The 22,570-nt window shown below is 67.9% G+C and carries 20 protein-coding genes; 6 read left to right on the top strand and 14 right to left on the bottom strand.

Annotated features, from left to right (window positions below; genetic code table 11):
- Positions 1–31: 31 nt before the first annotated feature.
- The 3 genes from U5N23_RS00835 to U5N23_RS00825 all read left to right on the top strand — a co-directional run bounded on the left by U5N23_RS00835 (position 32) and on the right by U5N23_RS00825 (position 3,653).
- The gene (locus tag U5N23_RS00835) at positions 32–1,480 is read left to right on the top strand and encodes a sensor histidine kinase (protein WP_322590982.1); all 1,449 of its coding nucleotides are present in this window, start codon (positions 32–34) and stop codon (positions 1,478–1,480) included.
- Between the two features lie 79 nt (positions 1,481–1,559).
- Complete coding sequence (locus U5N23_RS00830; RefSeq protein WP_322590981.1) at positions 1,560–2,573, top strand: MBL fold metallo-hydrolase; 1,014 nt, start codon at positions 1,560–1,562, stop codon at positions 2,571–2,573.
- 111 nt (positions 2,574–2,684) lie between these two features.
- The gene (locus tag U5N23_RS00825) at positions 2,685–3,653 is read left to right on the top strand and encodes a tripartite tricarboxylate transporter substrate-binding protein (protein ID WP_322590980.1); all 969 of its coding nucleotides are present in this window, start codon (positions 2,685–2,687) and stop codon (positions 3,651–3,653) included.
- 195 nt (positions 3,654–3,848) lie between these two features.
- Here the strand turns inward: U5N23_RS00825 and U5N23_RS00820 are convergent, their stop codons facing one another.
- The 4 genes from U5N23_RS00820 to U5N23_RS00805 all read right to left on the bottom strand — a co-directional run bounded on the left by U5N23_RS00820 (position 3,849) and on the right by U5N23_RS00805 (position 6,791).
- Complete coding sequence (locus U5N23_RS00820) at positions 3,849–4,592, bottom strand: DUF6882 domain-containing protein (protein WP_322590979.1); 744 nt, start codon at positions 4,590–4,592, stop codon at positions 3,849–3,851.
- 72 nt (positions 4,593–4,664) lie between these two features.
- A complete protein-coding gene (locus U5N23_RS00815) occupies positions 4,665–5,330 on the bottom strand; it encodes an SPOR domain-containing protein (protein ID WP_322590978.1) in 666 nt (221 codons plus the stop codon).
- A gap of 13 nt (positions 5,331–5,343) precedes the next feature.
- Positions 5,344–6,198 carry a biotin--[acetyl-CoA-carboxylase] ligase gene (locus tag U5N23_RS00810; protein WP_322590977.1) on the bottom strand — a complete coding sequence of 285 codons (855 nt, stop codon included), beginning with the start codon at positions 6,196–6,198 and terminating at the stop codon, positions 5,344–5,346.
- Positions 6,195–6,791, bottom strand: a complete 597-nt coding sequence (locus tag U5N23_RS00805) for an SET domain-containing protein (RefSeq protein WP_322590976.1) — start codon at positions 6,789–6,791, stop codon at positions 6,195–6,197. The genes U5N23_RS00810 and U5N23_RS00805 overlap by 4 nt, the downstream gene beginning before the upstream one ends.
- Before the next feature lie 119 nt (positions 6,792–6,910).
- On the opposite strand from U5N23_RS00805, the gene U5N23_RS00800 reads away from it, so the two are divergent.
- Positions 6,911–9,835, top strand: coding sequence for a DNA topoisomerase III (locus U5N23_RS00800; protein ID WP_322590975.1), 2,925 nt, complete (start codon positions 6,911–6,913; stop codon positions 9,833–9,835).
- Positions 9,836–9,844: 9 nt separating this feature from the next.
- Positions 9,845–10,189 (top strand): DUF4124 domain-containing protein, encoded by a 345-nt coding sequence (locus U5N23_RS00795; RefSeq protein WP_322590974.1) that lies wholly within the window; start codon positions 9,845–9,847, stop codon positions 10,187–10,189.
- 11 nt (positions 10,190–10,200) lie between these two features.
- Here U5N23_RS00795 and U5N23_RS00790 read toward each other — a convergent pair whose 3' ends face one another.
- The 10 genes from U5N23_RS00790 to U5N23_RS00745 form a co-directional block, all read right to left on the bottom strand.
- A complete protein-coding gene (locus U5N23_RS00790; RefSeq protein ID WP_322590973.1) occupies positions 10,201–10,920 on the bottom strand; it encodes an EthD family reductase in 720 nt (239 codons plus the stop codon).
- Complete coding sequence (locus U5N23_RS00785) at positions 10,917–12,116, bottom strand: NADH:flavin oxidoreductase/NADH oxidase (RefSeq protein WP_322590972.1); 1,200 nt, start codon at positions 12,114–12,116, stop codon at positions 10,917–10,919. Before U5N23_RS00785 ends, U5N23_RS00790 begins: the two co-directional genes overlap by 4 nt.
- Before the next feature lie 15 nt (positions 12,117–12,131).
- The gene (locus U5N23_RS00780) at positions 12,132–13,052 is read right to left on the bottom strand and encodes a DMT family transporter (RefSeq protein ID WP_322590971.1); all 921 of its coding nucleotides are present in this window, start codon (positions 13,050–13,052) and stop codon (positions 12,132–12,134) included.
- Between the two features lie 107 nt (positions 13,053–13,159).
- Entirely contained in the window at positions 13,160–14,116 is a 957-nt protein-coding gene (locus tag U5N23_RS00775; protein WP_322590970.1) for an MBL fold metallo-hydrolase, read from the bottom strand.
- A gap of 35 nt (positions 14,117–14,151) precedes the next feature.
- On the bottom strand, positions 14,152–14,865 hold the full coding sequence (locus U5N23_RS00770) for an ABC transporter ATP-binding protein (RefSeq protein ID WP_322591167.1): 714 nt from the start codon (positions 14,863–14,865) through the stop codon (positions 14,152–14,154).
- Between the two features lie 15 nt (positions 14,866–14,880).
- Positions 14,881–16,653, bottom strand: a complete 1,773-nt coding sequence (locus U5N23_RS00765) for a branched-chain amino acid ABC transporter ATP-binding protein/permease (RefSeq protein ID WP_322590969.1) — start codon at positions 16,651–16,653, stop codon at positions 14,881–14,883.
- The gene (locus U5N23_RS00760) at positions 16,650–17,573 is read right to left on the bottom strand and encodes a branched-chain amino acid ABC transporter permease (protein WP_322590968.1); all 924 of its coding nucleotides are present in this window, start codon (positions 17,571–17,573) and stop codon (positions 16,650–16,652) included. Before U5N23_RS00760 ends, U5N23_RS00765 begins: the two co-directional genes overlap by 4 nt.
- Before the next feature lie 106 nt (positions 17,574–17,679).
- Positions 17,680–18,879, bottom strand: coding sequence for an ABC transporter substrate-binding protein (locus tag U5N23_RS00755; protein ID WP_322590967.1), 1,200 nt, complete (start codon positions 18,877–18,879; stop codon positions 17,680–17,682).
- Positions 18,880–18,950: 71 nt separating this feature from the next.
- On the bottom strand, positions 18,951–19,727 hold the full coding sequence (locus tag U5N23_RS00750) for a glucose 1-dehydrogenase (RefSeq protein WP_322590966.1): 777 nt from the start codon (positions 19,725–19,727) through the stop codon (positions 18,951–18,953).
- Positions 19,728–19,765: 38 nt separating this feature from the next.
- Positions 19,766–21,526 carry an FAD-dependent oxidoreductase gene (locus U5N23_RS00745; RefSeq protein WP_322590965.1) on the bottom strand — a complete coding sequence of 587 codons (1,761 nt, stop codon included), beginning with the start codon at positions 21,524–21,526 and terminating at the stop codon, positions 19,766–19,768.
- A 166-nt stretch (positions 21,527–21,692) separates the two neighbouring features.
- Between U5N23_RS00745 and U5N23_RS00740 the strand changes: the two genes are divergently transcribed.
- Positions 21,693–22,484: an IclR family transcriptional regulator gene (locus U5N23_RS00740; RefSeq protein WP_322590964.1), complete on the top strand. Its 792-nt coding sequence runs from the start codon at positions 21,693–21,695 to the stop codon at positions 22,482–22,484.
- The last annotated feature ends 86 nt before the right edge of the window (positions 22,485–22,570 follow it).

Genomic DNA, 22,570 nt, shown 5'->3' with positions numbered 1-22,570 from the left:
CCCCGGCACTTCCAGCTCCACACCTTACACCTTGAAAATCTTCCAGCGCGAGCAGCGCTCCCTGTTCGGCGAGATCCTGGACTGGATGCTCACCCCGCTGCTGCTGCTGTGGCCCGTGAGCCTGGCGCTGACCTGGCTGGTGGCCCAGGGCCTGGCCAACAAGCCCTTCGACCGGGCGCTGGAGTACAACGCCCATGCCCTGGCCCAACTCGTGGGCGTGCAGAAGGGCACGGTGCAGTTCAACCTGCCCCAGCCGGCCAGCGAAATCCTGCGCGCCGACGATTCCGACGTGGTGTACTACCAGGTCAAGGGCGTGGGCGGCGAATTCCTCTCGGGCGAGCGCGAATTGCCAGCGCCCCCCTCCGACGAAGTGCCCATGCCCGGCGAGGTGCGGCTGCGCGATGCCGAGCTGCGCGGCATCGACATCCGCGTGGCCTACATCTGGGTGCGCCTGCCCCTGAAGGACAGCCCGCTGGCCCTGGTACAGGTGGCCGAGACGCGCGAGAAGCGCAGCGTGCTGGCCACCGAGATCATCAAGGGCGTGATGCTGCCGCAGTTCGTGATCCTGCCGCTGGCCGTGCTGCTGGTGTGGCTGGCGCTGGCGCGCGGCATCCAGCCGCTGAACCAGCTGGAGCAGCGCATCCGCGCGCGCAACCCCGACGACCTGTCGCCGCTGGACGACCGCACCGTGCCGCTGGAGGTAGCGCCGCTGGTCTCCTCGGTGAACGACCTGCTCACGCGCCTGCACGACTCGCTGGCCACGCAAAAGCGCTTTCTGGCCGATGCCGCGCACCAGCTCAAGACGCCGCTGGCGGGCCTGCGCATGCAGGCCGACCTGGCCCAGCGCGAGGGCACCAGCACCGAGGAACTCAAGCGCTCGCTGCAGCAGATCGGCCGCTCCAGCATCCGGGCCACGCACACCGTCAACCAGCTGCTGGCCCTGGCGCGCGCCGAGGGCAGCGGCGTGGGCTTTGCGCGCCAGCCCTGCGACCTGGCGCGTCTGGCCATCGAGGTGGTGCGCGATTCGGTACCGCGCGCGCTCGAAAAGTACATCGACCTGGGCTACGACGGCGCCGAGCCCGGCTCGCCCGGCGTGTGGGTGGACGGCAACCCCACGCTGCTCAAGGAGCTGGTGCGCAACCTGGTGGACAACGCGCTCAACTACACCCCGTCGGCACCGGAGCGGCCCGGCGTGGTCACCGCGCGCGTGCTGGCCGACACCTTTGGCCGCGTGCTGCTGCTGCAAGTGGAGGATTCGGGCCCGGGCGTGCCCGAGTCCGAGCGCGACCTGGTCTTCCAGCCTTTCTACCGCGCGCTGGGCAGCGACGCCGACGGCTCGGGCCTGGGCCTGCCCATCGTGCTGGAGATCGCACGCAAGCACGATGCCGAGGTGCAGCTCGAAGACGCCCATCCGGGTATGCAGCCGCCGGGGGCGCGCTTCAGCGTGCGCTTTGCGGCCACCGAGCACGCGCCCCCCTGAGCCTGGGGCCTTGGCCCGCGGCGGCGACCGGGAGCACCGGTTTCAGGCATCATGGAAATCCCGTTCTGCCGGATGCCCCATGCCCCCTCCCGCTTCGCCCCCGCGCCGCTTTCGCAACACCGATGCAGAGGTCGTGATCGGCAACTTCCCCTGGTACGAGATGGCCTGGCGCTCGCTGCGCGGCGACTTCAAGCCGCGCAGCGCGCCCACCGGAGGTTATGCGCGCTTCGTACGCGACTGGACCCAGCCCGTGGACCATGCGCTGCTGGCGCAGCGCCACGAGGCGCCGGTGGTCACCTGGCTGGGCCATGTCTCCCTGCTGCTGCAGGTGGCGGGGCTGAATGTGCTGATCGATCCCACGCTGGCCAGCCATGCCGGCCCGCTGGGCCGATTCGGCGCGCCGCGGCGCGTACCGCCGCCGCTCACGCCCGAGCAGTTGCCACGCATCGACGCGGTGCTGGTCTCGCACAACCACTACGACCACCTGTGCAGCGCCACTTTGAGACGCCTGCGCGCGGCCGGACAGTCGCCGCGCTTCATCGTGCCCCTCGGGCTCAAGGACTGGTTCGTACGGCGCGGTATGGACAACACGACCGAACTCGACTGGTGGCAGTCCGTGGAGCTGGCGCCCGGCGTGCAGGTGCACTTCACGCCCGCCCAGCACTGGAGCCGCCGCAGCCTGAACGACACCAATGCCTCGCTCTGGGGTGGCTACCTGCTCGAATGGACCCGGCCGGGTGCAGCGGCTGCGCCCTGGCGCTTCCTGTTTCCGGGCGACACGGGCTACAGCGGCGACTTCAAGGCCATCCGCGAGCGCATTGGCGCCGTCGATTTCCTGGCCCTGCCGATCGGCGCCTACCTGCCGCGCGACTTCATGAAGCCCATGCACGTGAACCCGGCCGACGCCGTGCAGCTGATGCTGGACGTGCAGGCGCGCCAGGCCATGGGCGTGCACTGGGGCACCTTTGCCCTCACCCAGGAGGCCTTCGACCACCCGCCGCGCGACCTGGCCGCCGCCTTGGCCGAGCGCGGCGTGCCCGCCGAGCGCGTGTGGCTGATGCGGCACGGGGAGACGCGGGCCATCCCGCTGTAGGCGCGGCAAGGCGGGGACATTCCTGCCAGGACTATGCTGAGTGCCAAACGTCGTTATCCACGGCGGCACGAACTCTCCAGAATGGGCCTTTCACTACCGACAAGGCCCCCGATGAAACGACGCACTCTGTTGGCCGGGGCCGTTCCCCTGCCATGGGCAGCAGGCCAAGCGTGGGCCCAATCCACGGCAGATGCGCGCCCGGCGCGGCTGCTGGTTCCGTTTGCAGCCGGCGGTGCCACCGACATCACGGCACGCGCCATCGCCGGCCCGCTGTCGCAGCGGCTGCAGCGCAGCATCACCGTGGAGAACCGCCCCGGCGCAGGCGGCGCCAACTGCATGGCCGAGGTCGCGGCCGCCGCGCCCGATGGGCTGACCCTGGGCATCGCCACGCTGTCCACGCACGGCGTCAACCCGGCGGTCTACCGCCACCTGCCCTACACCATCGACGCCTTCACGCCCATCACCGAAATCGTGAAGGCCCCCGGCGTGCTGGTGGTGCACCCCGACCTGCCGGCGCGGGATTTCGCGCAGTTCATCCGCTACGTGAAGGCGCAGCCGGGCAAGGTGGCCTACGCCTCGCCCGGCAACGGCACCATCGGCCACATGTGGGGCGAGCTGCTCAAGAGCACCACCAACACCTTCATGACCCATGTGCCCTACCGGGGCGCGGCACCGGCGCTGGCGGACGTGGTCGCGGGCAAGGTGCCGGTGTATTTCGACCAGGTGGCCTCGTCGCTACCGCACATCCAGGCCGGCCGGCTGAGGGCCCTGGCCGTGTCGTGGAAGGAACGGCTGGCAGTGCTGCCGGGCGTTCCCACCTATGCCGAGCTGAGCCTGTTTTCCAGCAACGACCCGTCCTGGTTCGGCCTGGTCGCTCCGGCAGGCATGCCCGCCGCCATGGCGCGGCAGTGGCGCGATGCCGTGGCTGCGGTGCTGCAGGAACCCGGCGTCAAGACCCAGCTGGCGGACCAGGGGCTGTTCGGCTCGGGCAGCCTGCCCGACGAATTCGGCGCGCAGATCCGCAAGGAAGTCGACAAGATGCGGCGCGTGAGCCGCTTCGCGCGCATCGTGCTGGACTGAAGGCCCTGGATGGCACAGGCGCCATCCCAGGGCTAGTGTTCTGTCCCGCAAATAGATGCCAAAAATGAAACCGATGGATTTCGCGCCAGGGCAAGGCGCAAACCGCAGCGATGGCCGTAGCTATCGCGAGGATTTGCAACACAACCCTGGCGTGAAAGAAGCGGTTTTATTGGCATTTGTTTGCGGGACAGGACACTACCCCACCGCCCGCACCGACATCAGCGCCATGAAGAGGTAGCCCTTGTCGGTGGGCGCACGGTACACCCCGCGCGCGCCGAGCACCTGCGCGGCCACGCCCGAAAGCTCCCAGCCGTCCGTCACGTCCGCATTCCAGCGCGGCACGGTCAGCGGCAGAAAGCCGTGCACCTCGCCCCATTCGCGCACGGCCGGGATGCGGGTCGATACCTTGGCGTGGTTGCTGAAATTGGCCCAGGCCCAGAGCCAGGTGCCGCTGGCCTTGGAGACCGAGCCGATGAACTCGATGTCCGCCACGACCCGGGGAGCCCCCGCGTGCGAGAAGGTCAGCGTGCCCTGTGCCTGGTCGTAGTCCCAGCGTTCGAAGCGCGAGATGCCGTGGTCCGATTCGAGCGCCTGCTGCTTGTCGACCAGCGCATGGTGGGCATCGACCACGGCGTCCTCCCAGGCGTGCTGCTGCGGCTCGGCCATGGCGCCGACGCTCTGGGCCATGGCGCCCTGGTAGCAGTGGTGGCAGAGGATCTTGAGGTCCAGGCAGCCCTCGTTGCGCTCGTTCCACTCGCCGCCTTCCTTCATCAGCTCGGCATTGCAATCGGCGCACCAGGCGTCGGGGAAGGGGTAGTCGGCTTCGGGTGCGTCACAGAACCAGCGCTGCGCGGGGCTGCGGTGCAGGTGCCCGCAGACATAGGTGGGCGTGGCTTCGCCGTGCTCGCCACACTGGATGGAGGAGGCTTCTTCGGTCATGGGATCGGGTTCGCAAGAAAAAAGGGACGGCATCGGACGCCACCGCGTGCAGGGCCCGCAGGCGCCGGCAGCTCAGCTGCAGCTGCGCAGCGCCTTGCCGGCCAGCGCGCTGCGCAGCATGTCGAGTTGCGGGCGCAGCGCGTCGGTCACGGCGGGCAGGCGCAGGGTGAAGCCCGTGGTTTCGGGGCGTTCCTGGACCACGCGGGCGGTGCGCACGCCCTTCTCGCCCAGGGCCGCCAGCTCGCGCTTGGCCGCCTCCTCGGTGGCAAAGCGGCCCAGGGACAGGCCGATCTCCAGCGTGCCGCCGGGGCGGTCGAAATCCACCTTGCGGGCACGCAGCTCGGCGCGCTTCTTGTCCAGGGCCTCCTGGTCTTCGAAGCGGCCCATGTAGACCATCCAGCGGGCCGGCAGGGGCGTGGACTCCAGCGCCCAGCTGCCCTGCGGCAGGCCGCCAGCGGCGGTGCGCAGGGCATCGGCCTGGCGTTCGTCGAACACGCCGGCCTGCAGGCACTCAGTGGCCGAGGGGGCCGGCGCGGCTTCGGCCACGGGGGGCGGCGGAGCCGGGTTGGTCGGCCGGGCCCGCAGGATCTGCAAGGTCTCGGGACGCAGTTGCTGACCCAGGCGCTGGGGCTCGCCCTCCTGCACGGGCGCAAAGCCCCATTCGCGCAGATGCCCTTGCGACCAGGCGTAGTAGCCGCCATTGGCCAGCAACAGGATCAGGATGAGCAGGCGCAGCATGCAGTTCCTTGCCTCATGACGGCAGCGCGGGGCTGGGCCGCACGCTGATTTCCGAACTCGTGATGGCCTGCATGCCACTGGCGGTCTGCACCAGCAGTGCGCCGTCTTCGCCCACCCCGTGGGCCGTGCCCGCCTGCCCGTCGCTCAGGGTGACGGCCCGGCCTTGCAGGATGTCGCGCTGCGCGAAGCGGGCCTGCATGGGCGAAAAGCCGTAGCCCTCGAAGGCCTGCAGCATGGCCACCAGGGGCGGCACGATGCGCAGCAAGGCCTCGGGAGCCGTGAGGCCGGGTTGCACCTCCTGCAGGCTGGCCGGGGGCATGCTCATGCCCTCGCCACTGCGCGGCGACACGTTGATGCCGATGCCCACCACCACATAGCGGGGGGCGGCGCCAGCGCGCGGCGCATCCGGGCTGGCGTCCTGCGGCGCGACAAAGCTGGCGGTCTCGACCAGGATGCCGCCGAGCTTGCGGTCGCCGGTGGTCCACAGGTCATTGGGCCACTTGAGGCCGACGCGGGGCGGCTGGCCTTCACCGGCAGGCGGCAGCACCGGCTGCAGGCTCTCGGCCACGCTCACCCCCACGGCCAGGGACAGGCCCGACCAGTCGGCCGGTGCCAGGGGCAGCCCCAGGCTCATCATGAGCGAGGCGCCCACGTCGCTCTGCCAGGCGCGTCCCAGGCGCCCGCGCCCTGCAGTCTGCTGCTCGGCCACGAGCAGGGTGGGGTCGCACAGGCCGGCGCGCGCACGGCGCATGAGTTCGGTGTTGGTGGAGTCGATGCTGGGCAGCACCTCGATGGAAAAGCCGGGCAACTGGGGCACCACGGCTTCCCAGAGGGCTTCGGCGGGCCAGTGCATGGCGAGCGCGGTCATGAGCGGGAATCCCGTGCGGTCTTGGAGGCCTTCACGGCGCCATCGCTCTTTTTGTTACCTTTTTTACGCGGGGGCGCGGCCGGCTCGGGCGGCATCGGGGGGCGCCAGCCGCGCTTGGGCGCCAGCAGGGTGCCCCGGCAGTTGTCGCTGCCGCACCAGCAGGGATACTCGGCCTTGAGCTTCTTGGTGTAGGGTTCGTCGATGATCAGGCCGTAGTCGTAGTTGAGCTCTTCACCAGCGGCGATGTTGCGCAGCGCGGTGATGAAGATGCGGCCATCGCGCTCATCCGCGTAGCAGTTGGGGTTGCAGCTGTGGTTGATCCAGCGCGAGGAGTTGCCACCGAACTTGGCGTCGATCACGCGGTCTTCATCCACATGGAAGTAGAAGGTATGGTTGGGCTGCAGGGGATCGTGGGGGTGCCGGTCCTGGGCTTCCTCCCAGCCGATGACCTCGCCCGTGTACTCGACAAGGACTTCGCCCTCTGCAATATCCTGCACGGCAAACACGCCATTGCCATGCACACCCGAGCGCCTGGTCTGGATGCGGCGGCCCGGTGGGCTGGAAGGGGCGGCAGGCGATGCGGTGCGGGGCATGGCAAAAACTCTGTTAACTTGAATATGCACACATGCGCGTGCGCGTGTACGCGTGAGGCAACGAATTGTAGAAGCGACCGGCCGAATGCCGGACAGCCAGACTGGCGAGAAACCAAAAAATGACCAAGACCCTGGTAATTGCAGAAAAACCCTCGGTGGCGCAGGACATCGTGCGCGCACTGACCCCGGTGGCGGGCAAGTTCGAAAAGCACGACGACCACTTCGAGAACGACCGCTATGTAGTCACCAGCGCCGTGGGCCACCTGGTGGAGATCCAGGCGCCCGAGGAATTCGACGTGAAACGCGGCAAGTGGAGCTTTGCCCACCTGCCGGTGATCCCGCCGTACTTTGACCTCAAGCCCGTGGACAAGACCAAGACGCGCCTGAACGCGGTGGTCAAGCAGGCCAAGCGCAAGGACGTGACGCAGCTCATCAACGCCTGTGACGCGGGCCGCGAGGGGGAGCTGATCTTTCGCCTGATCGAGCAGTACGCCGGTGGCGCCAAGCCCCTGGGCAAGCCCGTCAAGCGCCTGTGGCTGCAGTCCATGACGCCCCAGGCGATCCGCGACGGCTTCGACGCCCTGCGCAGCGAGCAGCAGATGGCGGGCCTGGCGCATGCGGCCCGCAGCCGCAGCGAGGCCGACTGGCTGGTGGGCATCAACGGCACGCGGGCCATGACGGCCTTCAACTCGCGCGACGGCGGCTTCTTTTTGACCACCGTGGGCCGGGTGCAGACGCCCACGCTGTCGCTGGTGGTGGAGCGCGAGGAGAAGATCCGCAAGTTCGTGAGCCGCGACTACTGGGAAATCCACGCCAGCTTCGCCGCCGAGGCGGGCGAATACCCGGCCAAGTGGTTCGACCCGAAGTGGAAGAAAAACGAGGACGTGGAAATGCGCGCCGACCGCGTCTGGTCGCAGCGCGAGGCCCAGGCCATTGCCGACGCCGTGCGCGGCAAGCCGGCCACGGTGACCGAGGAGAGCAAGCCCACGACCCAGGCATCGCCCCTGCTGTTCGACCTGACCAGCCTGCAGCGCGAGGCCAACGGCAAGTTCGGCTACTCAGCCAAGACCACGCTGGCGCTGGCGCAAAGCCTGTACGAGCGCCACAAGGCGTTGACCTACCCGCGTACCGATTCGCGCGCGCTGCCCGAGGACTACCTGCCCGTGGCGCGCCAGACCTTCGAGATGCTGGCCGACAGCAGCATGCGCCACCTGGCGCCGCATGCGCGCACGGCGCTGACCAACAACTACGTGCGCCCGTCCAAGCGCATCTTCGACAACAGCAAGGTGAGCGATCACTTTGCCATCATCCCCACGCTGCAGGCACCGAGCGGCCTGTCGGAGGCCGAGCAGAAGCTGTACGACCTGGTGGTGCGCCGCTTCATGGCGGTGTTCTTCCCGAGTGCCGAGTACACGGTGACGACGCGCATCAGCACGGCCGTGGGCCACAGCTTCAAGACCGAGGGCAAGGTGCTGGTGCGCCCCGGCTGGCTGGCCATCTACGGCAAGGAAGCGGCCGATGAGGTCGAAGGCGGCAAGGACGGCGACAAGGGCCAGAACCTGGTGCCCGTGAAGCCCGGCGAGACCGTGCAGACCGAGCAGGTGGACCCCAAGGGCCTCAAGACCAAGCCGCCGGCACGCTACTCCGAAGCCACGCTGCTGGGCGCGATGGAAAGCGCCGGCAAGCAGATCGACGACGACGAGCTGCGCGAGGCCATGCAGGAAAAGGGCCTGGGCACGCCCGCCACGCGCGCGGCCATCATCGAAGGCCTGCTGACCGAAAAATACATGCTGCGCGAAGGCCGCGAGATGATCCCCACGGCCAAGGCGTTCCAGCTCATGACGCTGCTGCGCGGGCTGGAAGTCGAAGAGTTGTGCCGCGCCGACCTCACGGGCGAGTGGGAATTCAAGCTCTCGCAGATGGAAAAAGGGCAACTGAGCCGCGAATCCTTCATGGCCGACATCGCCGCCATGACCGAGCGCATGGTCAAGAAGGCCAAGGAATACGACCGCGACACCATTCCCGGTGACTACGCCACGCTGGCCACGCCCTGTCCCAACTGCGGCGGCGTGGTGAAGGAAAACTACCGCCGCTTCGCCTGCGTCGGCAAGCCAGGCACCGAGCCTTGCGGCTTCAGCTTCGGCAAGTCGCCTGCGGGCCGCACCTTCGAGACCGCCGAGGCCGAAGCCCTGCTGCGCGACAAGAAGATCGGGCCGCTGGAGGGCTTTCGCTCCAAGGCGGGCTGGCCCTTCACCTCCGAGATCGTCATCAAGTACGACGACGAGGCGCACAACTACAAGCTTGAGTTCGACTTCGGCGACGACAAGAACGCCGAGGAATCGGGCGAGCTGGTGGAGTTTGCCGATGCGTCCCTGGGCCCCTGCCCGATCTGCAGCGCTGGCGTGCACGAGCACGGCGCCAACTACGTGTGCAGCAAGGCCGTGCCCACCGCCGCCCAGCCCACGCCGAGCTGCACCTTCAAGAGCGGCAAGATCATCCTGCAGCAACCCGTGGAGCGCGAGCAGATGCACAAGCTGCTGGAGACGGGCAAGACCGATCTGCTGGACAAGTTCGTCTCGATGCGCACGCGCCGCGCGTTCAAGGCCTTCCTGGCCTGGGACAAGGAGGCCGGCAAGGTGAACTTCGAGTTCGCGCCGAGCAAGTTCCCGCCGCGCAAGCCAGCCGCCGGTGCGTTTGCCGGCAAGACGGCCGGCGCCGCCGCCAAGGCCCCGGCCAAGGCGGCCGCCGCGAAGAAGGCACCTGCCAAGAAGGCCGCAGCCACCAAGACCGCCGCCGCCAAGGCGCCGCGCAAGGCCGCCGTCGGCGCCGCCCCCAGCGCCGCGCTGGCTGCCGTGATCGGCAACGAGCCGGTGGCCCGGCCCGAGGCCGTGAAAAAGCTCTGGGAGTACATCAAGGCGAACAACCTGCAGGACCCCAAGGACAAGCGCACCATCGTCGCCGACGACAAGCTGCGCGCGGTGTTCGGCAAGGACAGTGCAGGCATGTTCGAGCTGGCCGGCATCCTGGGCCAGCACCTGGGCTGACGCAGAAGCATGCGCAGCGCCCGCGAACGCACCGCCTGGACCATCGCCGTCGTGGCGCTGGTGGCGGGCGCGGCCGTGGCCTGGTGGAAAGCCGACCAATGGCTGCCCCAGGCCATTCCCTGGGTCGAGAAGGCGTGGGGCAGGCTGATGCGCCCCGGGGACGACTCCCTGCCGCCTGAGAAGAAGGGCGCGCAGGGCGCCACGGGCGCACGTGGAACGGCATCAGCCCCTGCGCCCCAGCTGCGCAAGTGCATCCAGGAGGGGCGCACGGTCTACACCGACCAGCCTTGCGCGCCCGGCGGCCAGGAGCACAAGGTGAATGGCGAGGTCACATCCTTCCCGCGCTCACCGTAACGACCAGCCCGTCAGACCATGCGGCGTTCGGTCACCAGAAAGGCCGTGATCTCCGCCAGGAAGGTCCTGGCATGGGCCATGGTGCGCTGGCCCTCAGGTGACGCAAATGCAGCGGCCAGTACCTCGGGACTTTCGAACCACAGCTCCACGATGCCGTCGATGGGCAGATCGCCATAGCCGCAGGGCTGGCCCTTCACGCGCTCGCGTTCGGTCACCACGTTCTGGCGGTAGCCGCTCACGCCGGGTATGGTGCGCAACAGGTCGGCGTGCACGCGCCATTCGCGCCTGAAATCGTCCTCCGAGATATCGGCGCGGCGGCGCAGGGTGGAGATGCGCTTGAGCAGCCGGGCGCGGGCCGCAGGGTCGGAGGGCAGGGCGATGACCTCGGTCTGCTCGGTAGTCACGATGTGAAGGCCCGACAGGAAATGCTGTTCGTCGGCGACCAGCTCGGCGGCCAGGTTGCCTTGCCCGAAGGCAGCCTCTGACCGCTGCTCCCCGTCGAGCCACAGCTGCGAGAAACCGTCAAAATCCCACGGGCCGCGCGCGTAGTCGATGCCGCGCTGCAGCCGGTCGGTCACCAGGTTTTGCCAGTAGGCCCGCAAGCCGGGCACGCGCGCCGCCAGTGCGCCATGGTGGTCGCGCCAGTAGGCGTCGAAGCGCTCGGTGCTCCAGTCTGGCTGCTTTCTGATCAGGCCCATCCTCACACGGCTGGGGATGTGGTTGCTGCTCATCGTGTCTCCTTGTGGTTGTCACTGGTGAAGGACGTACCGTCCGCCTGATCGGCACGCGCACGCGCCAGGCCCGGCGCCCGCTTGGCCAGCCAGACACCGTGGCGCACGGGCCAGCGTTCGTAGCCCGGGTCGGCCCCCAGGGCGGAGGCGGCGTGGTGGGGCCAGTAGGGGTCGCGCAAAGCCTCGCGGCCCAGGGCAATGAGATCGGCCTGGCCGCGGTCCAGGATGTCCTCGGCGTGCGCGGCATCGACGATCATCCCCACGGCCTGGGTCTTCACCTGAGCCTCGGCGCGGATGCGCTCGGAAAACGGCACCTGAAAACCCAGGCCGCGTGGCACGGGCAGGGCACGTGTCTCCTCGGTCAGGCCGCCGGAGGAGCAGTCGATCACATCGACGCCGCACTGTGCGAGTTCACGCGCCAGCACGATGGAATCCTCCACGTCCCAGCCGCCCTCGCCGCTGCCGTCCACGACCGAGAGGCGGGCGAACAGCGGCTTGCGGGCCGGCCACACGGCACGCACCCGGCGTGCGATGGTGAGGGCCAGGCGCATGCGCCCCTGCAAACTGCCGCCCCATTCGTCGCTGCGGCGGTTGGAATGGGGGGAGAGAAAGCTGGCCACCAGGTAGCCATGGCCGAAGTGCAGTTCAACTACGTCCACGCCGGCTGCGTCGGCGCGCACGGCGGCGTCGGAAAATCGCTGCACCGCCTCTTCGATACCGGCGGCATCGAGCGCGGTAGGCGCGGACCACCCCGGCCCGGCGGGCAAGGCGCTCGGGCCCAGGCGCTGCCAAGGCTCGGTATCGGCGGCCATGGTCGCCTCAGCCAGGGCGGCACCGCCTTCCCACAGGGGCTGGCTGCCCGCCTTTCGGCCTGCATGCGCGAGCTGCACGCCGATGGCACTGCCATTGGCATGCACGAAATCGACCACGGACTTGAGCGCGTCAACATGGCTATCCTTCCAGAGCCCGAGGTCAGCGGTACCGATGCGCCCACGCGGGTCCACGGCCGTGCTTTCGGTCAGGATCAGGCCTGCGCCGCCCAGGGCGAACTTGCCCAGATGCACCAGGTGCCAGGGGGTGGCATGACCGCCATCGGCGGCGTGCTGGCACATGGGAGAGATGACGGTGCGGTTGCGCAGGGTGAGCCCGCGCAGGGCCAGGGGCTGGAACAGCAGGGGAGGTTGCGAGTTGGTCATGGTCAGAGAGAAGATTCAGGGCACGGCGGGCGCCACGGCCACGGGCCGGCGCGTGCCCAGCCAGGTACCACCCATCACGGCAGCAAATCCCACGAGATGCCACAGCGTGAGCTGCTCGCCCAGCAGCAGGGCGGCAAAAAGCACGCCGAACACCGGCACCCAGTACAGGAAGACGGCAGTACGCGCCACGCCGATGGTGGCGATGGCCTGGTTCCAGATGACGTTGCACAGCGCCGTGGCGAAGATGCCCGAGAACAGCACCAGCACCCACGGCCACCAGCCCGGGAACAGCGTGGCCACCGTCACGTCCGAGGGGCCCAGCGCCAAGTGCACCACCAGCAGCACGGTGCCGATGCAGTAGGTAATCCAGCAGAGGGTGAGCGGATGGATCTGGCGTGCGAGGCGCTGCACCAGTGCCCCGCCGGCAGCAAAGCTCACCACCGAGCAGATGATGAGCAGGTCGCCCACGCCCGCGCTGGACAGGCCCGACCCCGGGTGGCTGAGCACCACCGCCGCCACGCCGGCAAAGCCAAGCAGCACGCCGCAGCCGCGCTGCAGCGTGAGCGGCTCGCGGAACAACAGCGCAGCCAGCAGGGCCGAGGCCAGGGGACTCAGCGCCATCACCAGCGCCGCATTGGTCGCCGTGGAGCGCTGCAGGCCCTGGGCGAACAACACCTGGTTGGCATACACCATGAACACGGCGCACAGTCCCATCGCCGCCCACTGGCGTACAGTGAACCGCATGCGCGCGCAGCGCTTGACCACGACGATGGCGGTGAGCGCGATGCAAGCCACCAGCATGCGCACACAGGCCAGCATGGTGGGCTCGAACCAGGCGGTCAACCATTTCACGGACGTGAGGTTCAGGCCCCACAAAGCCATCGCACCGATCAGGACGGCCTGCACGGCCAGGGACTGGCGGTCGTTCACGGGCATGGGTTCAGGACTCCTGCAGGCGCCAACATAAGGACGTCACCCGTGCGATGCACGGGCGTTGCCATGGATGCCGACCACGCGCGCACGGCGCGGCCAGGAATGGGCGCTCAGCCTTCGAGTGATTTCCACATCTGCACGTCGCGCTCGGCGGTCCAGATGCGCGGGTCTGGGTACTGCGTGGCTTCGTCGTACGCCCGCGTCACGTCGAATGGCATGCAGTGGTTGAAGATCACCCAGTGGCCGTATTGGGGTTGCAGTTTGGCGAAGGTGGCTTCGTAGACCTTGCGCAGGTCTTCGCCCTTGGCAGCGCTGGCCTTGACGCTCTCGTACAGGTCGCTGATGAAGGCGCGCGTGCCGGCCAGGCCTTCCTGCACCTGCGCCGGGGTCTGCAGGGCGGCGCCCCGGCCTGGCACCAGCTTCTCGGGCTTCAAGGCCGCCAGGTTGTCCAGGGTCTGCGGCCAGTCCTTGAAGTAAGCGTCACCCGCATACGGCGTGGCACCGAACTCCACCAGGTCGCCCGAGAAGAGGATCTTTTCCTGCGGCAGCCAGGCCACGGTGTCGCCCTTGGTGTGGCCGCGGCCCAGCTGCAGGATCTGCACTTCGAGCGCGCCCAGCCACAGTGTCATCTTCTTGTTGAAGGTCATGGTCGGCCAGGTCAGACCGTCGGGCACGCTTTCCACGTTCTGGAACAGGCGCGGGAAGCGGCCGATCTCGCTGTCCTTGTCGAACTGGCCGCGCTCGACGATCAGGTCGCGCGTGTCTTCGCTGGCAATGATGTGCTCGGCCCCGTAGGCGCTGGCACCGAGCACGCGCACCGCGTGGTAGTGGGACAGCAGCACGTACTTGATGGGCTTGTCGGTCACTTCGCGGATGCGGCGGATCACGTCCTGCGCCATGACGGGGGTGGCCTGGGTGTCGATGACCATCACGGCATCGTCGCCGATGATGATGCCGGTGTTGGGGTCGCCCTCGGCGGTGTAGGCGTAGGCGTGCTCGGACAGCTTGTCGAAGCTCACCTTCTTGACTTCCAGGTCGGCGGCGGAGGCGAAGGTCTTGGTGGTCATGGGTGTCCTTGGTTGTCTGGGGTGAGGGGTACAGGTCAGTGCGTGCCCAGGTAGGCGGCCTTGACCTTGGGGTTGTTGAGCAGCGCCACGCCTGAGCCTTCGAGCGTGATAAGGCCCGTTTCGAGCACGTAGGCGCGGTCGGCCACGCCCAGGGCCTGCTTGGCCATTTGCTCCACGAGCAGGATGGTCAGGCCAGCATCGCGCAGCTGGCGGATGGCGTCGAAGATGTCCTTGATGATCAGGGGCGCCAGGCCCAGCGAAGGCTCGTCGAGCAGCAGCAGGCGCGGCCCGCTCATGAGTGCGCGGGCAATCGCCAGCATCTGCTGCTCGCCGCCCGAGAGCGTTCCGGCCAGTTGGTGCTCACGCTCCCTGAGGCGCGGAAAGCGCACGAACTCGCGCTGGATCGAGGCCTCCAGCGCCGCAGCGCCCTCGGCCCTGCGCGAGTAGGCGCCGAGCATCAGGTTCTCGCGCACCGTCTGGTCGGCGAACACGCCGCGCCCCTCGGGCGACATGGCCACGCCCAGGCCCACGCGCTGGTGCGCCGGCACCAGGGTGCAGTCCTTGCCGTCCACGAGGATGCGGCCCTCGCCCACCGGCTCCAGGCCGCAGATGCTCTTGAGCAGCGTGCTCTTGCCCGCGCCATTGGCACCGATGATGGTCACCACCTCGCCCTGGCGCACTTCCAGGCTCACGCCCTTGACCGCCTCGATGGCGCCGTAGGACACCTTGACGGATTCGATTTTCAACATGCTCATGTTCTCGGTTCAGGTGGCGGCCACGGCGTCGTCGTCAACGCCCAGGTATGCGGCGATGACACGCGGGTTGGCCTGCACCTCGGCGGGCTTGCCCTCGGCGATCTTGATGCCGTAGTCGAGCACGATCACATGGTCCGAGATCGACATCACCAGGTCCATGTGGTGCTCCACCATCAGGATGCTCACGCCGCACTTTCCAATGCGCACCAACAGTTGGCCCAGCTCAGCCGTCTCCTGCGGATTCAGGCCGGCGGCAGGCTCGTCGAGCAGCAGCAGCTGCGGCTCGGTGGCCAGTGCGCGCGCCAGTTCCACGCGCCGCTGCAGGCCGTAGGGCAGGCTGCCTGCGGGCTGGTGCGCCAGGTGCGACAGGCCCACCAGGTCGAGCAGTTGGATGGCGCGCTCGCGCGTGGCCACCTCCTGGCGGCGCGCTAGCGGCAGCGACAACAGCGAGGAGAAGAAACCGTTGCTCATGCGGCTGTGCCGCCCCAGCATCACGTTGTCGAGCACCGACAGGTCGGCGAACAGGCGCAGGTTCTGGAATGTGCGGCCCATGCCCAGGCAGCAGATGGTGTGCACTTGGCGGCCCACGATCTCCTGGCCCAGGAAACGGATGGAGCCCTGGTCGGGATCGACCACGCCAGTGAGCATGTTGATCATGGTGCTCTTGCCCGCGCCGTTGGGCCCGATCAGTGCGTGGATGTGGCCACGCTGAAGGCCAAACGACACGTCCTGTGCGGGCTTCACGCCGCCGTAGGACTTGCTCACACCCTGTACCACCAGCAGCTCGCCGCTGCCGTCGGGGCCGATGCGCATAGGCGCGGCACTGCCACCGGTCACGAGCCCCGCCTTCTTCGACTTCTGGAACCATTGGGACAACAGGCCCATGATGCCGCCGGGCATCACGTACAGCGCGAACAGCAGCAGGAAGCCGTAGAGAAAATGCTGCGCCGAGGGCCAACGCGCGAGCAGTGCATCCACCAGCGTGAGGATCACCGTGCCCACGAGCGGGCCGTACATGGAGCCCGCGCCGCCGAACAGCACCAAGAGCAGGATGAAGATCGACAGGTGGAAGGTAATGAAATCGGAGTTGATGTACTGGTTCTGCTGCGCCACCAGGGCACCGGCGATGCCGCAGGTGACGGCCGCGACCACGAAGGCGATGACCTTGGCACGGTACACGCGCACGCCGACCGAGGACGAGGCGATCTCGTCGGCCTGCAGCGACAGCAGGGCACGGCCAAAGCGGCTGCAGATCAGGTTGCGCAGCAACAGGTGGGCCACGGCGCACAGCACGATGCCGAACCACGCCCATTGCACCGGGGTGAAGGGCTGGCCGTTCCAGGTCAGCGGCTTGATGCCGTAGATGCCCTGGGCCCCGCCGAACACGTCCGTCCACTCGCCGACGAGCTTTTCCACCACGATGCCGAAGGCCAGCGTGACCATGGCCAGATAGGGCCCCTTGACGCGCAGCGAGGGCAGTGCGATCAGCACGCCGCACAGCCCCGAGATGCCGGCAGCAAGCACCAGCGCCAGCCAGGGGCTCATTTCCGTGCGCGTGGTGAGCAGTGCTGCGGCATAGGCGCCGGCTGCGAACAGGCCGGCCTGGCCCAGGGATTTCTGACCGGCGTAGCCCACCAGCACGTTCATGCCGGCGGCGCACAGGTAGTACACGCACATCATGAACACGATGCGCAGGTAGTAGTCGTTGTTGAACAGCGCCGTGGCGCCGATCAGCGCCGCGGCCATCAGGGCGACAGCGACGAAGTGACGGCCCTGCTTCATACCTTCTCCACCATCTTCTTGCCGAACAGGCCCGTGGGACGGAACGCCAGCACCAGGATCACCAGGGCGAACACCGCCACCTCGCGCCACTGCGCCTGCCACAGGTTGACCATGGACTCGAACACGCCGAGCACGAAGCCGCCGATCACGCAGCCGCGCGGGTTGCTCAGCCCGCCGATCATGGCGCCCGAGAAACCCTTGAGCCCCACGGTGAGCCCCATGAACAGCGAGGCCTGGGCAATGGGCGCGAGCAGAAAGCCCGACAACCCGGCCAGCGCAGAGCTGATGACAAAGGCGCCGATCATCACCGCATTGGTGTTGATGCCCATCAGACTGGCCACGCTGCCATTGGCGGCCACGGCGCGCATGGCCTTGCCGACCATGGTGTGGTTCATCACGCGGTCGAACACCAGCATGATGGCCACGGTCACGCCCAGCGTGAGCAGCTCCTGCGGGCGCACGCCCACGCCCATGAAACGGATCACCGCATCCCCCACAGGCGCCGGCACCACCACAGGCTTGGGCCCCCAGATGGCCAGGCCGATGCTCTGCAGGATGACGCCGAACCCCAGTGTGCTCATCACCCAGGCCATGCCGGGCCGGCCGGCGAACGGCCGCACGCCGATGGCGTACAGCAGCCAGCCCAGCAGGCCCATGGCACCCAGGGCCGCCACCAGGGCCAGCATCTGCGCGCCGGCCCCCGGAATGGCATCGCCGAAGGTGGTGGAGCTCACCGGCTTGCCCAGCACCAGGAAGAGCGCGCTCATGCCGATGAAGGCGCCCGCCGAGACGAATTCCCCATGCGAGAAATTGAGGGTCTTGGTGGTCGTGAATGTGATGCTGAACCCCAGCGCTACGAGCGCGTAGGCACCGCCTACCGCCAGCCCGCTGATGATCGCCTGCAAGAGCGCTTCTGTCATGTTCTGTTCCCCCGGCCGGGCGCGGCGTGCGGACAGCCCGTGTCCACCGCGCCCGGTCGTTGTTGTCGTCGTCGTGCGTCGTTCCGATGAAGGCCGTGAGACCGGCTTACTGCTTGAAGTCGGCCGGCGCCAGCGAGCCGATCAGCGCATCGGTGTAGGGCAGCAGCTTGCCGTCCTTCCAGCGGATCCAGACCAAGTCCTTGGCGGTCAGCGCGTCGTGGTTGGTCTTGGTGAAGGGCTTGTCGTAGGCCTTGAGCACGCCCTGCACCGGGGTCTTGAGGTCTTCGAGCGCCAGGCGCACGGCCGAGCCTTCGGTGGTCTTGGCCTGCTTGACGGCCTCGGCGTACAGCAGCACCGAGTCGTAGCCGTGCAGCGCGAACGAGAACGAGCCGGGCGCCTTGAGCTTGGCGCCGATGCGGTCGAACAGCTTTTGCTGGGCAGGGGTGCGCGTCTCGCTCACGGTGCGCATGAACAGCGGCTTTTCGGCCAGCGCCTTGCCGGCCGCGTCGTAGAAGGTGATGTTGTCAGCGGCCCAGGAAGTCAGCGTGAGCGGGAAGTAGTTGATCTTCTCCATGCTGCGCACCAATTGGGCAATCGGCGTGCCCTGGGCCCAGACGACCACCGTGTCCACGCCTGCGGCCTTCATCTTGCTCAGCTGCGAAGTCATGTCGGTGTCGCCGACGCCGAAACGCTCGGTGGCAGCGGGCTTGATGCCCTGCACCTCGGCGATCTCCTGCATGTCCTTCAAGCCACCCTGGCCGTAGCCGGTGGTCTCGGCCATCAGGCCCACCACCTTGGAGGTGGCAGCGTTCTTCTTGACGTAGGCCATGAGGGCAGCGACCTGCTCGCGGTCCACCATGGAGACGCGGAACATGTAGTTGTCGGCGCCCGGGCTCATGGGCTTGGTGATGTCGGTGCCCGAGCCCACGTTGCCCAGCACGGGAATCTTCTTCTGGTTGGCGATGTGCTTCCAGGCCATGGCGTTGCCCGAATTGGTGGGGCCGAACACGGCGACCACCTTCTCGTTGTCGATCAGCTCGCTCATGTTCTGGATGGACTTGGGCGGTGCCGAGACATCATCGCGCGTCACCAGCGTGAGCTTGCGGCCCAGCACGCCGCCAGCGGCGTTGATGTCGGCGATGGCCGCTTCCATGCCGATCACGGCGGCCTGGCCGCTCTGGGCCGAGGGCGAGGCGGAAAGGTCGCCGTTGTAGCCGAGCTTGATCTCCTGGGCGGACACGCCGGTCGAGATCGCGGTGATGGCGGCTGCGGCCAGAAGGCCTGCGCAAAGGCGTTTGAGTTGCATGGTGTTGTCTCCATCTTTATGGTTGAAATCTGCCTCGCACCCTTTCCCGGGCCGGGCCAGGGGGAACTCGGTCAGACGGCGAGAAATCCGCCGTCCACGGGCAGCGTGATGCCTGTGACGTAGCGCGACATGTCGGACGCGAGGAAGATCACCGGGCCGACGAGGTCCTCGGTCTCCCCCACGCGGCCCATGGGGATGCGGGTCATGAACGATTCGAGCCGCTCGGGGTTGTCACGCGTGGCCGCCGTCATGGGCGTGGCAATGACGCCGGGCGCCAGCGCATTCACGCGCACGCCCTTGGGGGCTTGTTCGGCCGCGAGCGACTGCGTGAACATCTTGATCGCACCCTTGGAGGGCGAGTAGCCCAGGCTGCCGCCCTGGCCAGCATAGGCGGCGATGGAGGCGATGTTGATGATGGAGCCCCGGGTGGACTGGATGGCCGGCAGCCAGGCCAGGCTCACGTTGAAGGTGCCGTTCACGTTCACGTCGATGGTCTTCTTCCAGTTGGCGGCGGCGCGTTCGCTGCCGGTGCCCTCGCGGATGATGATGCCGGCGTTGTTCACCAGGATGCCGATGGCCCCTACGTCGCGGCCCACCTGCGCGGCCAGGGCCTGACAGCCCTCGGGATCGGTCACGTCCAGCTTGTAGGCGAAGGCGTCGCCGCCTTCGGCCTGCACCAGGCGGGCCGTTTCCTCCACGGCCGCCGTGTTCATGTCGGTCACCACCACGCGTGCGCCGGCCTGGGCCAGGCCCAGCGCGATCGCGCGGCCATTGCCCTGGCCAGCGCCCGTGACCAGCGCCAACCGGCCGTTCAGCAGGCGCGGGGCCACTGCTTCTGGATACACCATCTGTCTGCTCCTTCTTCTCTGTTGTCTTGGGTGGGCGCTCAGGCCGTGCGGGCCAGGGGCACGGCGGCGCGGTCCTGCAGCATCATGGGGTCGTGCACCGGCATCAGGGCCTGCGCCAGTTCCATCCCGGCCACATAGCCGAAGGTGAGCGCCGGGCCCAGGGTGATGCCGGCACCGGGGTAGTTGCCGCCCATGATGCTGGCCGCGTCATTGCCCACGGCGTACAGGCCCTTGATCGGCTGGCCTGCGGTGTTGAGCACGCGCGTACGGTCGTCGGTCTGCAGGCCGGCAAAGGTGCCGATGTCACCGATCACGAGCCTGATCGCGTAGTAAGGCCCGTTCTCCAACGGGGCCAGGCAGGGGTTGGGCGTGACCAACGCATCGCCCTGGTAGCGGTTGTAGGCTTTGCTGCCCTTGCCGAACGCCGGGTCTTCGCCACGGCGCGCGGTGTCGTTGAATGCACTGACGGTGGTCTCCAGCACCGACGGCTCCACGCCGATGCGTGCGGCCAGCTCGGCCACGGTTTTGCCGCTTTGCAGGTAGCCGCTGCGCAGGTGGCGCCCGATGGGCAGCGGGGCGGGGGCCACACAGCCCAGCCCGTAGGCGCGCAGCGCCTTGTGGTCGCACAGCAGCCAGGCGGAGACTTCCTGCTCGCCCTGGCAGGCAGCGACCATGGCCTGCACAAAGTCGTGGTACGAATTGCCCTCGTTGGCAAAGCGCACGCCCTTGGGCGTCACGGCGATCACGCCGGGCTTGGCGCGGTCGATGAAGTGCGGCATCACGCCCTTGCTGCCATCGGAGCGTGTGGTGACCGATGCGGGCACCCAGGCCGCCGCATGGGGGATGGTGCCGTCCACATAGCCGCCCACGGCCTCGGCGAGCTTGAGGCCGTCGCCGGTGTTGGATGCGGGCGAAGGCGAGTAGTGCTCCTTGCCGGTGGGCGCGTGGGGAAAGAGCTGCTTGCGCCGCTCCACGTCGTGCGGGAACCCGCCACAGGCCAGCACCACGCCGCGCGTGGCAGTCACCTTCACGGTCTTGCCTTCGTGCTGCACCAACGCGCCGCTGACGCCGTCGTATTCCACCACCAGTTTCGTGACCGGGGAGGACAGCCATACCGGGATGTCCAGATCCATCGCGGCCTTGGCCAGACGGCCGGCCAGGGCGTTGCCGTTGGTCAGCGTCATGCCGCGGCCGTTGCCGATGACGTCCATGGCGTGCTTGCTCAGGCGCCGCGTCACGTAGGCGAACGAGGTGGGCGACTTGAAGGCGCGCATGAAATGTTTGATCTCGGGGCCCGAGCCCAGCATCATGCCGAACACCGTGAGTTCGGGCAGGGGCGGCGCCAGGTGCTTGATGCGCGGGCCGAGTTCTCGCCCATCGAACGGGCGCGTGACCATGGACCGCCCACCGGGCTGACCGCCCGTGGCCTCGGCGTGGTAGTCGGGGAACACGGCGGGCATATCGAATTGCACACAGGTGTTCTGCGTGAAGAAGTCGATGGCCTTGGGGCCGTACTCCAGGAAGGCGTCGACGCGCGCCGCGTCGAAGTGGGTGGTGGCCTCGTGCTGCAGGTAGGCGCGGGCGGCGCCGTCCGGTTCATGGATGCCCTGCTCCTTGGCCAGGCTTGTGCCCGGGATCCACAGCCAGCCACCCGAACGCGCAGTGGTGCCCCCGAAACGCGCTTCTTTTTCCACCACCAGCACCTTCAGGCCCTGCGATGCCGCCGTGATGGCCGTTGCCATGCCCGAGGCGCCCGTGCCCACCACCAATACATCCACCGAGATGCTGTCCTGCGTCATGCCTTGACTCCAACGTTAGAAGTGTTTTGGCGGATTCTATCGAGCATATGACTATTGTCAATTGATCCGTTAATATCAAATCATGCGATTCAATCGGATGAATCTGCCTATATCATGGAAAACCCTTATGGATACACTGGCCACCCCCCGTCTGGAACTCCCCATCATGGAAAAAAGTCGCCGTGGCATCCAATCGATCGAGATCGGGAGTGCCCTGCTGTTGCAACTCGCCCTGCATGTGCGCCCGCTGGCGCTCAAGGACCTGGCCAAGGCCAGCGGCATGACCGCTGGCAAGGCGCATCCGTACATGGTGAGTTTTCTGAAGGTGGGCTTCGTCACCCAGACCGAGGCCGGGCACTACGAACTGGGGCCGCTGGCGCTGCAGCTGGGCCTGACGCGCCTACAGCGCATGGACCCGGTCAAGGAGGCCTCGCAACTCATCGAGGCGCTGGCCAATGACTCGGGCCAAAGCATTGCGGTGGCCGTCTGGGGCAACCTGGGGCCCACCATCGTGCGGCTGGAGGAGCCCATCGAGCCTCTGCACGTGAACCTGCGCACGGGCACCGTGATGTCGCTGACCAATACGGCCACGGGCCGGCTGTTCGCGGCCTACATGCCGCCCAAGGTGGTGGAACGCATCCTGAACGATGAACTGCAGCGCCTGGGCACGCGCAAGGACGCCAAGGGCGAACCCGCCCACGCGGAACTCGATGCCGCCCTGGCCGAGACGCGCAGGCACGGCCTGTCGCGCTCGCTGGGGCAGCCGATTCCCGGCATCGACGCGCTGTGCGCACCGGTGTTCGACTCGGCCGGCCACCTGGTGCTGGGCATCCTGGCCATGGGCCCTTCGGCCAGTTTCGACAGCAGTTGGGATGGCTCGGTGGCCACGCCGCTGCGCCAGTGCGCGCTGCAGGTCTCACAGCGCATCGGGCGCACTGCGCCGCCCGTCCCGGGCTGAAAGGCTGAAAGTCTTCGTCCATGCCCGCCTTGCACGCCAAAAAAATCCCAGCCGCTGACGCCCCATGCTCAGAGCCCGGCCCTGGC

Source organism: Acidovorax sp., from assembly GCF_034519795.1.
Classification (GTDB): Bacteria; Pseudomonadota; Gammaproteobacteria; order Burkholderiales; family Burkholderiaceae_C; genus Acidovorax.
The sequence above is the reverse complement of the archived record's forward strand: the minus strand, read 5'-3'. Positions and strand labels throughout refer to the sequence as shown.